The sequence below is a fragment of the Synechococcus sp. RSCCF101 genome, assembly GCF_008807075.1.
Lineage (GTDB): Bacteria > Cyanobacteriota > Cyanobacteriia > PCC-6307 > Cyanobiaceae > RSCCF101.
Map to the genome: position 1 here is coordinate 1,905,787 of NZ_CP035632.1, position 14,116 is coordinate 1,919,902.

The window sequence follows — 14,116 nt, forward strand, 5'->3', positions numbered from 1 at the left end:
CCTCCTGTCGGCTGACAACAGGGAGCTGCCGCATGACCATGACCACCCACTCTCATAAGGCCTGGACCAATAAAGGGGGTCACGTCACAGCGGCCCCGCTTCCACGTCCACTACACGCCCACCTACGCCTCCTGGCTGAACCAGGTGGAGCGGTGGTTCGGCATCATCACCCAGCGGGCCATCAGGCGCGGCAGTTTCTCCAGCGTCAAGGAGCTGGTCGCCAAGATCAAGCAGTTCGTGGCGGCCTACAACAAGACCAAGGCCCCGTTCAACTGGACCGCCGCGGCCGATTCAATCCTGGAGAAGCTCCAGAGACTTTGCTCGCAAATCTCCGGGACGGCCACTGGAATCTGGGAGGATTCGCCTGAGCCTGTGGTGAGACTGTCCGCTGGTCTACGCGCAACAGACTCCTAGCGTGAGATCACAGGACAATTATCACCTGGATCGCCCTGGTTTCCCAAGAGTCTCCCTAAGAGGCTGCTGAACAACTGCACGGCCTCTCGGATTCATGGCCGGAAAGCCGATGTTGATGGGGTCAAGAGAAGCAGGGAGGTCCCTGGCTCGTCTGGCTAATCCCAAAAGAACTGGTTTTCTGGTTGTCGGACCTGAGCACCGGACTGTCGGGCATCTGGGCTTTTCAGCAGCCTCCTAACTGAAGAATGTGGACTTAATCTCGCATGAACCTGCTTGGAAAATGAGGAGACTTCTGACACTAATCATTGTCTCTGATCCAGCCATATCCGAATCGAGGCACCGCCTGAGCACTGCCCGGCAGGGCCTCTAACCGGAAACCCTGCCATAGAACCACAAAGCTGATCCATCTCTCAATAGCGTGAGCAAGAGTACCATCCACCTGCCCGGTTTCTGTCTCAAAATCTTGCAAATGCAACCCAAGGTCCAGCAGTGGCCTTAGAGCTTGCACCCGTCCGGCGAACATGCTACCAGCGATAAACCGCTGCTGGAGCAACCATTGCCCTGAAAACTCGCTGCGCTGGCGCATGGTCAGCAGGTGCGGCCAGTTGGAATGCAACTCAACGCTAGTAGGTAGCAGCGTGCCGGGAGGGGCCAGCAGACCCAGATCCGGTTCCACCTCAAGCCTTGCTTGGAGGGTATCGATCACGTCGACGGCGAGCAGTGCGTTCGTCAGGTGCCGCCCCCAGTCCTCCCCGTGATCCAGATGAGGGGAATGCTTTGTGTGCAGCTTCACGAAAGCGGTGTGCCCTCGCTCCAGTGCAGCCGGTAGCAGCTGCAACAAGAAGGGGGCGATGTCGCGCCCGCGGTTGGCCACACCATAGAGCCGCACGCGCGGCAAACCTAGGTCCTGCAGCAGCTCCTCGACTTCATCCAGCTGATCCAATGGTGTGCTCAGGTACAGATCCAGCTCAGACAACCCCTCCTGATTCCCTGCGGCGGGCAGGCCAGCCAGCAGGGCCTCCAACCGGTCCAGATAGAAGCCGTGCACCAGCACAGCCAGGTGTTCGGCTCTGCACTCACCCCAGCCTCGAAACTCGGGGTCCTCACGAGTGAGCGAGGGCGACACAGCAGCTGGATCTGGTGGGCCGACAGGGCTCCAGCGTTGATGGCCGCTCCAGCTCTCGATCCACACCGGTGCGTCCGGGCTGCCATCGTGCCGGAGCAGGCTCCAGGCGCTGGCCTGGGCCAGCCACTCCCGGTAGGCCTCGGCAGAAGCGCCCTTGAAGCAGGGCTCCATTGGCGTAGTCACAGCCTGGACCGCCGGAAGCCAAACCCCACCGCCGGTATCCATTCGGTGGTGGGCCGCCTTCAGATGCTGCAAATAGGGGAAGGGCCTCTCAGGCCCCGGCTGGGAGAGCCATTGCACCTGGCCATCAAAACCATGCTCCAGGGCGTCGGCAGCACCCCCCGGTTCTCCTCGCAGCACAAGCAGATTCGCTGCCGCGTGGCGCAACCGTTGCAGCCCGAAGACGGCATGACTGAGCCGATCGCAGCCCTGCAGCACCAGCAGGGGCCGGCCGAACAGGTGCAGGGCCCGCCGATGGCGCCACCAGCCCCGCAGTTGAGTCACCAGCTCTCGTTCAGCCATTGGCGTCAGGGGAGCCTGCAACTGCAGCAGAGGCGCCGAAGGCAGAGGGCCCTCTCCAGGAGAGGCCGGTCCGATGAGCGCGCCGGTGCCGTTCACCCCGACCGGCACGATCCAGCCAACCAGGCCTGCAGCTGCGGCAGCAGCATCCAGAGCACCGGTGCGCCAGACAGCAAGCTCGTCCGGGGTCAGCCGACAGAGCCAGCGCGCACGGACGGTCGGGTGTGGCCTCACCAATGGATGCAGCCGAAGCGGCACTGTCACAATGACGCCAACGGTCGCACTCTCAATGCCAATCAGCCTGGAGAGCCTGTCCATCCTGGATCTCGCTCTGATCGGCGCCGTGGCTCTGCTCAGCCTCATCAGCGGCGGGCTGGCGTTGCAGCTGCAACGCCTTAGCGGCACGGCGCCCGATCCTGAGGCAGGTGATCCTGGCGCGACGCAGGCCGATCAGGACGAACACGCAGCCGTTGAGCTTGAGCGCAATGAGCTCAGAGCCCAGCTCACATCCTTACAAACCGTGGCGCAAGCAGCGCAGACCGAAGCCAAAGAGGCCCGCGAAGAAGCCGAACTCACGCTGCTTCAGCTCCACCAGGTCCAGGAAGAACTGGAGCAGGTGTTTCTGGCGAATCAGGGCAAGCAGAAGCAGGTGGACGATCTCACAGCACAACTTGAGGCATCGAAAGCTGATGCAACCAAAGCCGCTGCCTCCATCAAGGATCAGGCCAGTTGGAACAACGAGCGTCAGTTACTGCAGCAGCAGCTGCAGGCCGCAGAGACGGCAACCAGGGATGCCCGCGAGGAAGCCGAGCTCACATTGCTTCAGCTGCACCAGGTCCAGGAGGAGCTGGAGCATTACTTCTTGCTGGGCAGAGAACAAACAGCTCTGTTGTCAGCCCATGAACACCAGCAACGACGGGTCCGCCAGTTAATTAAAGCCGCACTGAAAGAGCGCGAAGCCTCAGCCGTTCATTGAGATTCGGCGGCTGAGGCCGCCAGACGCCTCCTCTCCAGAGCGTTCAGGTAGGCATCAAATCCAGCCAGGGCCATCCGGTGGGGCCGGAGCTCCGGGAAATCATTTCCCGGCTCAACCGGTTCATTCCGATTGGACGTCTTGGACGTCGCCAACTCCTGCAGGCGTGTCACAAAGACTTCGCAGCCGGGATGCTCCACCAGCGCATCGGTGAGCAGCTGCGCGGCACGATCGAACCCGTCTTCGGAGCTGCTCGCATCGCTCAGAGCCTGCTCCACATCGGCCAACACGGCCTGAACCCGGCCACGCTCGCCATACAGCTCCAGCATCGCGGCGGCGGCATCGCGCAGTGGGGCCTGTTCAGATGCCAGCAGGGGTTCCCACAGGGCCACAGCGTCACTGAAACGTTCCAGGTCAACCAGCGCGCGGGCGCGGTTGTCGTCGATCCAGCCGCTCTGCAGACCGCCCGCCACGGCTGCCTCCAGCAGCCGCAGGGACAAGGCCGTGTCTCCCCGTTCGCGCAGGCCGATCGCTTCCTTGAGCAGCGGCAATTCAACGTCCGCGAGAGATTCTGGAGCAGGATCCACAAGGTGCTGTGCCGGCTGCCCTTCGCTCTCCAGCACCTGATTCAGATCGCGCCAGAGCGACTCCAGCAACGCAGCCCGTTGACGCACGGCCATCTCGCTGGCCATGGCCCGCAGCACCTCATCGTCCCCATCGGCGGCGAGGCCCTCCCAGATCGCCAGCGCCTCCGCCTGCCGTTCCAGGATCACCAGTGCCCGAGCACGGTTGTCGTCCAGCCAGGGGCTCTGCATCCCCGCCGTCTGCGCTGCCTCCAGCAATTGCAGCGACAACTCCACCGCACCATCGCTGCGCAGCTGGATCGCTTCTTCCAGCACCGCTCGCTCGAGATCCGCGAAACGGGAAGCCTCCGCAGCGTCAACACGCTCCAGCCGCTTCCCTGCCGCCGCGGCCAGTTGCTGCAGCTGCTCCCGCAGCACCTGCACGCGATCACGCTCCAGCAGGTCCAGCATGGACCGGGCGGCCTCCGCTGCCGCTCCATCACTCGAGGCACCCAACCTCTCCCAGATCGCGGCAGCCTCCTCACCGCGTCCCAGGGCAAGCAGGGCCCGCGCACGGTTGTCGTCCAGCCAGGGGCTGCGCTGCCCCTGCTCCAGGCAGCCCTCCAGCATCGCCAGCGACGCCTCCGCTTGACCGCTTTCGCGCAGGGCGATGGCGGCATCCAGAGCAGCTTTCAGCTCCCCGGTGAGCTCGCTGCTGTCCTGGTCTGCTGTGTCCTGGCGATGCTGCGCGGCCATCTGGGTGGCCATCGCCCGCAGACCCTCGTCGTCCCCATCGGCGGCGAGGGTCTCCCAGATCGCCAGCGCCTCCGCCCGCCGCTCCAGCATCAGCAGCGCCCGGGCACGGTTGTCGGCAATCCAGCCGCTCTGCATGCCCGCTTCCTCGGCGGCGTCCAGCAGCTCAAGTGAGGCCTCGGTCTGCTGCTCGTCCCGCAGACGGATCGCTTCCTTGAGCAGCGCCGTGAGGAGATCCTCCCGGGCCTCATCTCCGGCGAGATGCACCGGTTCCATCCCAAGCCCCCGGCAGGTGTTCAGCAGGTAGGCCCTCAGGGTCTCCGACATGGCTGTGAACTGGATCCGCCTGAGGCTACGAGGCGTGCCAGGCCCTGCCGCACCAGGCAGGAGCTGGTGAGAAGATCGCTCCGTGCCGATGGCGATCGATGGCGACCCAAGCGGGAACGGCAGATCAATGGCGGCAGCAACTGGACCAGCAGCCCGGAGCAGCGGAGCCGCTGCAGCAGCTCGCGTCGGAGCTCGAACGACGCGAAGCCTGGGAGGAGCTCCAGCTGCTCATCCAGCGCCAGCGCCCCTTCTGCGACGGAGCGGAAGGCCTGGGAACCATGCTCGATTACTGGAGCGGTCGGGCCTGCCTTGAGCTGAAGCAGCCCGACCAGGCCGAGCCTCTGCTGCGCCGGGCGGCCCGCCAGGCGCCGGACTTTCCCTTCGCCCATCACCTCCTCGGCCGCGCCCTGGCATCGCGGGAAGCATGGGCTCCTGCAGCGGCGGCCCAGGAGCGCTGCACCCAGCTGCAGCCAGAGTTCGCCTACGGCTGGCTGGAGCTGGCCCGGGCCCGCGAGCAGCTCGGCGATGCCGCCGGCGCGATCGACGCCTACACCGAAGCCGCCACGCGGCTTCCCGGCAACCGTTGGCTGCGGCGCCACCTCGATGCCCTCCAGGTGAGCTCCCAGGCCCGCAGCGGCCACCACCAGGCGGCGGCGGAGGCCATCGTGCGGCTGCAGGCCTCCGGTGATGTGGGAGAAGCCACCCTCACGGGTTGGCTGGAGCTGGCCGTGACCCTGGCCTGCTGCGGTGACTGGGGCAATGTGCTTCGTCTGGCCGGAGCGATCCGGCAGGGTGCGGAACAGGCCGCCCGGCCCAGTCCGCTGAGCACCCGCGTGCCCCTGACCCTGTTGGGGCTGGCGGTGCTGCTGGCCCCGGGGGAAGCCCGGATGATCAACCCTGCCGGGCTGGCCGGGGCCCTTTCGGAAAGCCTATGGCTGCCCTTTTCCGGCGCGGAGCAGGGGCTCTGGGCCGGCGGCATCGACGCCCTCACCATGGCGGCCGTGCATCATCTGCCGGGCAATGGCTCAGCACCGACCGGCGAGACAGAGCCCGTGGAACCCGCCCGCTGGCCCCTGCTGCTGGCGCTGGCCGATGTGCTGGCCAATGTGTTTTCCAGGCCCGACCGCGCCTACGCCCTGCTCCAGATGGGCCGTGCCTCCCTGGTTCTGGACACGCCTCAGGACCAGGTGCTGCAGGAACGCCTCGGCCTGCTGGCCCTGGCCGAGGGACGGGATCTGGTGGCGCGCCATCACCTGGACACCATCCCCGAGCCCAATCGCTCCGATCGCGTGCGGGCGGCTCTGGCCCGCTGCGACCTCGGCCGAGCCGGGCTGCATCTGCCCCACGATCTGGCCTCGGCCCGGGGCGCCGCAAACCACTTGCTGCGACTGTTCAGACTCAGGCCACGCAGCAGTCGGGCCCGAGAGCAGCTCGACCAGTTGCTCTGGAAACTCAACACGCGCGTGCTCGACGACACCGGCCGCCTGGCCCAGCGCTCCGGCCCCATCAGCGCCGCCCAGAGCCTGCGCCGCGACGGCCTGGCCCTGCTGGCGGAACTGACGCGCTCCAGCCTCAATCCCCCGGGCCTGGCCCCGCTCCCGCCGCGCCGCCGCGCCAGCCGGCGCTGGCTGCTTCTGGCGAGCTCCTCCCTGCCCCAGTGCTTCCTCTATCGGGTGCAGCAAAAGCGCGAACAGCTGGAAGCCATGGACCGTGAGGTGCTGATCCTCGATGTGAGCGCTTGCGACACCTGGGGCGTGGCCTCAGCCCTGCTCTGGGCCGATCGCCTCGTGGTGTGCCGCCAGCCCGGCACCTACCCCGTGCTGCGGGCGATGGAGATGGCCCGCCGGCTGGGTATTGAGGTGCTGGTCGACATCGACGATCTGATCTTTGACGCGGAACATTTTCCGCCCCCCCTCGCCAGCTACGGGGGCACCATCTCCGCGGAGCTGCACCGGGGCCTGGCCATGGATGCGCCCCTGTTCTCCGCTCCGATGGAGCTGGCCGATGGCCTGATCGTGTCCACGCTCACCCTGGCCGAACGCTGGCGACAACTGCATCCCGATGGGCGTCAGCCCATTCATGTGCTGCCCAACCTGGCGCCGCCGGTGCTGCGGCGAGACGCGTCGGAAATGGCACCGCGCATCACTCAGCGCCAGGCCGCCGTTCCCCTGCGCCTGCTCGTCTCCAGCGGGACGCTGGCCCACAAGCAGGTGTGGGTGGAGGAGCTGGCTCCAGCCCTGGAGGAGCTGCTGCAACGCCATGGCGACGTGCAGCTGGATCTGGTGGGCAGCGTGGAATGGCCCGAGCATCTGCACGGCGTGGACGCCTCCCGGATCCGCAGCGTTCCCTTCAGCGACTACCCCACCTATCTCCGCCACCTCAGCCGCGCCCACATCGGCCTGGCCCCACTGGAGCCGGGGATCGTGACCGATGCCAAGAGTGCGATCAAGTGGATGGAATACAGCCTCATGGGCCTGGCCTCCGTGGTGAGCCCCACGGCCACCTATCGAGGCGATCTGCGCGAGGGTGAGCATGTGCGTTTCGCGACGGGGCGGCAGGAGTGGGTGGCGGCGATCGAGAGCCTGATCGCCGATCCCCAGGCCCGCATCGATCTGGCACAGCGGGCCCATGCGCACGCCCTCACCCTGTTCGGACCGGAGGTGGGCCAGCGCTTCTGGCGCGAGCTGGATGGCCCCACCGGCTCTGAGCCCCCCCCGGCCCGGCGAAAGCTGCTGCTGATCAACTGCTTCTTCGCACCTCAGTCCGTTGGCGGGGCTACGCGAGTGGCTCAGGACCGGGTGCGGCAGCTGCTGGCTCAGGGGGATCAGGCACCGGAGGTGACGGTGCTCTGTGTGGACCTCGACCCCTGGCAGGGCTCACCGGGGCCGCAGGGCATGCCCCTGGATGTGCACCACTGGCACGGGGCCCGGGTGGTGCGGCTCGGGGTGCCTGGCAAACCCTGGAACTGGCACCACGACGGCGAGGTGGAGCGCTTCTGCCGCGACTGGTTCGACCGGGAGGGTTTCGATGCCATCGAGGCCCACTCCATTCAGATCCTCACTGCGGCTCCCCTGCGTGTGGCTCTCGAGCAGGGCATTCCCTACACCGTGGTGCTGCACGACGGCTGGTGGCTGAGCGAACGCCAGTTCCTCACCACTCCCGATGGACGCTCGGTGGATCCCGCCGATCCCCTCAGCGGCCTCAACCCCGACGCCAGTGAGGAGGAACGCCAGGCGGCCCTGCAGCGTCGCCGTGATCTCTTCGATCTGCTGGCCGGTGCCCAGGAGCGCCTGGCCGTGTCGGAACGGTTCGCCGAGCTGCACCGCCGCGCCGGTGTGGCCCATGTGGGGGTACGGGTGAACACCGTGCCGGAACCGGTTGCGGCCCGTGCGAACAAACGGCAACCAGCCGACCGATCCGGCCCCGTTCGCCTGTGCATGATCGGAGGCATGTCGGTGCACAAGGGCTACCCCGTGTTCCGCGCCGCCGTGCAGCGCGCCGCCCTGGGGCAGGCCGCCGCCATCACCGTGGTGGACCACCGCCTTGAGGAGGATGACCCGGGCTATGGCCTCAGCTGGGGGGGAACACCCGTGCGCTTCATCCCGCCTGTGGCCATGAATCGGATGGACGCCTTCTACGCGGGCCAGGATGTGCTGGTGGCTCCATCGATCTGGCCTGAGAGCTTCGGGCTGGTGACCCGTGAAGCCCTGGCCGCCGGCCTCTGGGTGATCGCCAGCGATATCGGCGCCTTGGCCGAGCCGATTGAACACGGCACAAACGGGGATCGACTTCGACCCGGCAGCGTGGAGGAGCTCACATCAATACTAAAACGCCTGACAGTGAGTGCAACCACAAGCCCACCGTTATGAGCAATCGCCAGAGGAGCAGAAGAGCACGATGTCACTAGCTAACATCTTGAGCCCGCGCGCCTGACATCCCATCGATGCACTAGCCGATGCAACTCAGTTGCATCAACCGCCAAATCACAAAGACGTTCAACATGGATCAGAAGCGTGGTAACGTTAGAATTAAATCACCGTGAGACATAACGCTGTGTGCTGCTGGTTGCAAGTCGCCTCAGGCAACTGTGGTTGAGAACACTTGGGGTCCTGCACCAGCTGCACCTCCCTCCTCTCCCAACTTCCTGATCGGAGTCGGCTCCCAGCGGGCAGGGTCAACCCTTCTCTACAAGATCCTCCATCGCGCTGCGCAGGGGCTGTTCATGCACCCTGTCAAGGAACTGCACTATTTCGACTCGCTCTACCGAATTCGCTCACCCGAGGCCCTCACCACCTTCTCCAGAGCTCAGCTCCGCCGGCTGAACGAGCAGCATGGATGTTTGGACGTGGAGACAACGGAGACCCTCAGCAAACGGGATCAATGCGAGATCCGCACCAATCAACTCCTCTCCGCCCATGAGGTGGAGGCGATTCCCTACACCGATCTCTATCGGCCCTGCGTGATGCATTTCCCCTGGCTGGGAGAGATCACACCGGAGTACATGCTGCTGGATGCAGAGCAGCTCCGCCGCGCTCAGGAGATCATGGGCTCCAGGGCCTGCTTCGTGCTCGTGGCACGGCACCCCTTGAAACGCTTCATCTCGGCCTTCCGCCTGCGCTATTCCTACCTCCGCCCCCCGGGCTCCCCCAAGCCCGATAACGCGACCTTGGTCCGGGATCTCAAGGGCACCCTGAAGCAGCGGGATGCGTGGCTGCAATCGCAGTTGCGCTTCAGCGACTATGCCGCTGCCATCGCCACCTTTCGGCAGGTCTGTGACAGCAACTTCCTGGTGTTCTCTCTCGACGATCTGGTGCGCCGCACAGACACGGTGATGCAGCAGCTGTCTGAGCTGACGGGGCTATCGATTGACCATGAACTGGCAACCTCGATGGTGCAGTCCAAAGTGAATGAGACCGGCGTGGAGATTGAGCTCGACGACGAATGCCGCGACCTCTGTGATGCGGTGTTCTCTCCCCTGATCGAGCAGAGCGCGGATCTCTTCGACCACCCGCTCGCCCTCTGATCCCTGCGCCGCAGGCCGTTCAGCAGAGGGCATCGATCAGTTCGGTGAGGACGCGGGTGTTGTGTGCCGTGTGCAGAGCCGCCGCAGCACGATTCTGGCGTCGAGCCGAGAGGAAGTGATGGTGCAGACGGTCGCGCTGCGACAGCGAGTCCGCGAGGATCGCCTCGGTGGCGAAACGCTTGCCACCGTCACCAAAGTGGTAGCCGATCCGGTACAGGTCGCTTTCCTGAAATGACATGGCAATTGGAACGCCATGGGAGATGGCGGTGGACACGCTGGAGCTGATGCTTTTCGACATGTAACGCGACTGGGCACGAAACAGCGGCAGGATGACATCGGAGTTGGCAATGGCTTGCGCGTACTGGCCGTAATCCACGCGGGCCTCCGCGGCCTGCGCTGGAAGACCCTGAAGGCCGAGACACAGCTCGGTGCTCAGGCCGGCTGAGTCCATCAGCTGTTTGAGTCGCTCAAGCTCGGGCCGCTTACCGCCACCCGGAATCACCAGACGCACCCCTGCCGCAATCTCCGGCGTCAGCAGACGGACCAGAGAGCCGTAATCACGATTGTTGAAATTCACGCCTCCCGGAACACAGAGGTCAATTGTTGACGAGTGGGTCTGGTCGCCAACAGGCTTTGCGCAGCGGGAGATCAGGGGAGGTGTTGTGGGGAACAGACAACCCACTGCAGCACGCACATCGCTGGGCCACTCGAGATTGCGCTGCCAGTGGCGTTGCACAAACGGCCAGAGCACCATCGGCTTGAGCGGATGGCGAGTCGCGCCCGGGGAAGGCTTGCGCCAGTCCCGCGAAAAGTCGTCAAGATCGGACCGCTCCAACTCAGGGTAGTGATGCACAACCCCAAGGATGGGTGCGAAGAGCTGCTTGTAAAACGACGGCCCAACGCCCTGAAAGCTGTTCGCAAGGATCAGGTCATAGCCTGCGTCGTTGATTCGCTCGGCGATCTGATGTCTCTCGCCGGGGTGCCAGAGATAGGTCTCTCCAGTCAGGAGGTTGTTATAGAGATCCAGTGGAGATCCCTTCACACGAACCATCTTGCGATTCAGCAGGAGATCCGGCGCGATTCCAAGGCAGTTCAGCGAATGAATCCAGGCCGGCAGGCATTCCTCATGCACAGGCCAGAACTCGCTCACCAGAACCCGCATGGCCTTCCTGTACCACGACGAACAGGATGAATCGTACAGGTCAATCTGGAGATGGCTGAAACAACGATCCCGCGCCCACACATTCAAGCGAGCCCAACTCCATCCAGGGCTTTCGTCAGGAGCCGTCATCGGGCCGGAGGCGTGGAGCCATGAGCCAGACCAGAGAAGAGGCTCCGCCATCAGCCGGTAGGATGCAATTCGAGCAGAACCAGTGAGCTAACTGCGTATGGCGATTTTTCACGAGCTCAAGCTGATCCATGCGCACAATCCCCGCTGTGGCGGCACGTCCATCAACAAGGCGTTCGCGAGCTGCCTGAACATCCCACCTGCAGCCTTAACGCCAAAGAAGTACTCATACCATTATCTGTACGGCCTGCACAAAACAAGAGGCAATTACTACGAGCTCGATCACCTGACCTTCGCCATGATCCTCGATGCCATACCGCAGTGGGTGGCAAATGAGTACCAGGCTTTTGTTGTCGTCCGTCACCCCTGGGATCGCTTTGTCTCTGAATACACGCGCAAGATCACAGCGGGCTGCAAGCGCTTCATCAATCCACTCTCCATCAGCTTTGAGACCTACTGCCTGCGCTTCCTCGAGAAGATGGCGCGCGTCTTCGACAGCTCCCATCCGCATGAGCTCCGCGGCATCAATCATTTTGACGCCTGTCACTTTCTACATCAGTATCTCTACGCCGGACTCGACCTCCCCGAGTCGGGCTCGACACCGAGGCCGAGACTCATTCGCATTCAGGACGTGAACCGCGAGCTTCCCGGTCTGTGCGGCGAGCATGCGGGCGCCGTGTCAGCGATCCTGAATCGCCCCCTGAACAGCCACAGACAAACGATTCCGGAGGAAAGAGCCGCACAGATTGCCAACCTGGATCGCTCCATCCAAAGCGAGATCGAAACCTTCTACGCCAAGGACTACGAGCTGTTCGGGTATGAGCCCGCAGCCAGCAAGCAGACCCTCGGCTCAGCTGCAGCGGACTGAACTGCAGCCATCACGCTTCCCTGCGCCCAGCGACCGGCGAAGCAGCGGCGGTTCCAGCGCACATGGCGATAGCGCCCGGGCGCCTGGCCTTCCGCGTGCACCACGCTCACGTCGGCCGCCAGCCAGCAGTGCTTGCGCGGCGGCCGCTCCAGCAGACGCAGGCAGAGATCGATGTCTTCCTGGCCGTTCACGTAGGTGGCATCGAAGCCCCGCACAGTCGCGAAATCCCGGGCCCGCACCGCCATGCAGGCCCCGCTCACGGCGGGAACGGCCCCGGGGCGGCAGGCCTCAGCCGACTGGGGGTCCCAGCCGGAACCCAGCGGATGGCCGATCGGGTGGCCCGCAGCAAAGCCCACGCCGAGGCACTGGACCCTGCCGTCGCGGCCGATCAGCCGCGGCTGCACCGCCGCCACGGCGGCCTGCGCCAGCGGCGCCAGCAGGCGGGCCAGCCAGCCCGGCTCCACCCGGCAGTCGTTGTTGAGAAACACCAGCTGCGCACCCCGGCTCGCTGCAAAGCCCAGGTTGCACCCGAGGGCGAAGTGGAGGTTCTCCTCCGGCCACACCAGCCGGATCCGCTGGTCGGCCCGGCGGTACCGCTCCGCCACATGCCGGCTTTCGGGGCTGCGGTCGTTCAGCACCGCGATCGCCTCCCACCGGGCGCCGGCGGGCACCCCCCGCAGGCAGCTCAGGCATCCCTCCAGTTCGGCGGGATCGCCGTAGGCCGGGATCACCACGCTCACCAGCTCCGCCTCGCGTGGCTCCTGCAGCAGGCTGCGCCAGGGCAGCCCGCGCGCCAGCTGCAGCAACCGGCGGCTGAGGAAGGGAGCCGCAAGTCTTGGCGCCAGGCTCTCCAGCAGCGCCAGCACAGCCGTGCCGGGGTCCTGAGGGGCCGCCAGCGCCCCCTCCACAGCGCGGCCCAGCTCCGGCCGCACCACCGGATGGCTGATCAGGGCCTCGAAGCCGGCCCGGGCACGCTCGCCCTGCCGGGCCCGAGCGGCGGGGTCGGCCAGCAGGCGCTCCAGCTGCCCGGCCAGATCGCTGCACTCCGCCAGCTGCACAGCACCCCGCTCCAGGAACGGAGCCAGCGGCGGAGTGGCCGACACCAGCACAGGTAGCGCAGCCCCGAGGGCATCCCCGAGCTTGGCCGGCGTCTGGAAGGCTGCGATCGGCCCCTCCCCCAGCAGCAGCACCACATCGGCCAGCGCCAGCAGATCCGGCCCGCGCTGCAGGGGCTGGTCGCCGAGGCAGCGGAGGCGGTCCGGTGGCAGGGCGGCCTCCAGCTCCTCCAGCAGCGTCGGGTCCTCGAAGCGGCCCACCACCAGGAACAGCGGCTCCAGCCGATCCGGCAGAGCCGCCACGGCGCGGGCAGTCTCCAGCAGGCCCTTGTGCCGCCGCGGCGTGCCGAAGAACAGCACCACGCGGGCACGCGGCGGCAGCCCCCAGCGCCGCCGTGCCTCAGCCCGCCCGGCCGCCGACACCGGCGCGAAGCGGCGGCCATCGCGGCCGTGCCGAACGATCCGGCCGCCGTAGCGCGCCTGCAGAGCCTCGCCGGACACCGTGACCCCGTCGAAGCGGCCCGCCAGGCCCACCGCCAGCCGCGTCCAGCGCCGGCCCATCAGCCCATCCGGCTCCGGCAACCGGCCCTGCTCGCGCTTCTGCTCGTCCACGCTCAGGGGCGCGTCCGCCGCCACGAAGGCCAGCTCCTCGTCGTCCACATCCACCAGCACGCTGGCGCCCCAGAGCAGCTGGCAGATCAGCCCGAACACAATCCCCGGCAGCCGCGGCTTGCTGATGTGCAGCAGGTCCACGGGGTGCTCCAGGGCCAGCCGCCAGGCCTGTTTGAAGAACAGCTCCTCCTGCTCCACCAGGACGCTGGCCAACGGCAGATTCCAGCCCCGCATCGGCGGCCACAGCTCCCGCCCCCAGGCCGGGAACAGGCTGCCCAGCACCTCCACCCGATGGCCATTGGCCCGGTGCAGCTCCGCCAGCGTGATCACCCGCCCGGCGGCGTTGTGGGCCAGCTCCGATCCCCACACCACCACCGAGCACGCCTCGGGGCCGCGCTGCCGCCGCTCCTCGTCGCGGCAGGCGCGGTGGGCCCGCCGCGCCCGCTCCAGGTTGCCGCTGAGCACCCGCGCCAGGGCGGGATCCTCCAGCAGGGCACGGCCATAGGCACGGATCGCCTCGGTCCACTGCCCCTGGCGGGCGGCGCGGTTGCCGGTCAGGAGCCAGGCGCCGGGAGCGTGGGCGGGCACGGTGAGG

Annotated in this window: 8 protein-coding genes and 1 pseudogene; 5 read left to right on the forward strand and 4 right to left on the reverse strand. The window is 66.1% G+C overall.

Features of this window, described 5'->3' with window-relative positions; all coding sequences use genetic code 11:
* Positions 1-87 precede the first annotated feature (87 nt).
* Positions 88-339 (forward strand): annotated as a pseudogene (locus tag EVJ50_RS09395) (transposase); the annotation flags it as partial.
* A gap of 373 nt (positions 340-712) precedes the next feature.
* Here EVJ50_RS09395 and EVJ50_RS09400 read toward each other — a convergent pair.
* The gene (locus tag EVJ50_RS09400) at positions 713-2,377 is read right to left on the reverse strand and encodes a rhamnan synthesis F family protein (RefSeq protein WP_191964734.1); all 1,665 of its coding nucleotides are present in this window, start codon (positions 2,375-2,377) and stop codon (positions 713-715) included.
* On the opposite strand from EVJ50_RS09400, the gene EVJ50_RS09405 reads away from it, so the two are divergent.
* Positions 2,349-3,035, forward strand: a complete 687-nt coding sequence (locus tag EVJ50_RS09405) for a hypothetical protein (protein ID WP_191964735.1) — start codon at positions 2,349-2,351, stop codon at positions 3,033-3,035. The genes EVJ50_RS09400 and EVJ50_RS09405 overlap by 29 nt on opposite strands.
* Here EVJ50_RS09405 and EVJ50_RS09410 read toward each other — a convergent pair.
* Positions 3,029-4,675, reverse strand: coding sequence for a hypothetical protein (locus EVJ50_RS09410; protein ID WP_150883615.1), 1,647 nt, complete (start codon positions 4,673-4,675; stop codon positions 3,029-3,031). The two genes, EVJ50_RS09405 and EVJ50_RS09410, sit on opposite strands and share 7 nt — an antisense overlap.
* Before the next feature lie 98 nt (positions 4,676-4,773).
* Between EVJ50_RS09410 and EVJ50_RS09415 the strand changes: the two genes are divergently transcribed.
* Positions 4,774-8,544: a glycosyltransferase gene (locus tag EVJ50_RS09415; protein ID WP_150883616.1), complete on the forward strand. Its 3,771-nt coding sequence runs from the start codon at positions 4,774-4,776 to the stop codon at positions 8,542-8,544.
* Positions 8,545-8,762: 218 nt separating this feature from the next.
* On the forward strand, positions 8,763-9,698 hold the full coding sequence (locus tag EVJ50_RS09420; RefSeq protein ID WP_191964736.1) for a sulfotransferase: 936 nt from the start codon (positions 8,763-8,765) through the stop codon (positions 9,696-9,698).
* A gap of 19 nt (positions 9,699-9,717) precedes the next feature.
* Here EVJ50_RS09420 and EVJ50_RS09425 read toward each other — a convergent pair whose 3' ends face one another.
* On the reverse strand, positions 9,718-10,848 hold the full coding sequence (locus EVJ50_RS09425) for a hypothetical protein (RefSeq protein WP_150883618.1): 1,131 nt from the start codon (positions 10,846-10,848) through the stop codon (positions 9,718-9,720).
* A gap of 238 nt (positions 10,849-11,086) precedes the next feature.
* Between EVJ50_RS09425 and EVJ50_RS09430 the strand changes: the two genes are divergently transcribed.
* Positions 11,087-11,854 (forward strand): sulfotransferase family 2 domain-containing protein, encoded by a 768-nt coding sequence (locus EVJ50_RS09430; protein ID WP_150883619.1) that lies wholly within the window; start codon positions 11,087-11,089, stop codon positions 11,852-11,854.
* Here EVJ50_RS09430 and EVJ50_RS15275 read toward each other — a convergent pair.
* Positions 11,788-14,109, reverse strand: coding sequence for a glycosyltransferase (locus tag EVJ50_RS15275; protein ID WP_150883620.1), 2,322 nt, complete (start codon positions 14,107-14,109; stop codon positions 11,788-11,790). The two genes, EVJ50_RS09430 and EVJ50_RS15275, sit on opposite strands and share 67 nt — an antisense overlap.
* Positions 14,110-14,116 lie beyond the last annotated feature (7 nt).

Bases quoted from the DNA above. Each gene is read 5' to 3' on its own strand.
- EVJ50_RS09405 (WP_191964735.1), top strand. From the start codon at position 2,349: ATGCCAATCAGCCTGGAGAGCCTGTCCATCCTGGATCTCGCTCTGATC.
- EVJ50_RS09430 (WP_150883619.1), top strand. From the start codon at position 11,087: ATGGCGATTTTTCACGAGCTCAAGCTGATCCATGCGCACAATCCCCGC.
- EVJ50_RS09410 (WP_150883615.1), bottom strand. From the start codon at position 4,675: ATGTCGGAGACCCTGAGGGCCTACCTGCTGAACACCTGCCGGGGGCTT.
- EVJ50_RS09415 (WP_150883616.1), top strand. From the start codon at position 4,774: ATGGCGACCCAAGCGGGAACGGCAGATCAATGGCGGCAGCAACTGGAC.
- EVJ50_RS09400 (WP_191964734.1), bottom strand. From the start codon at position 2,377: ATGGACAGGCTCTCCAGGCTGATTGGCATTGAGAGTGCGACCGTTGGC.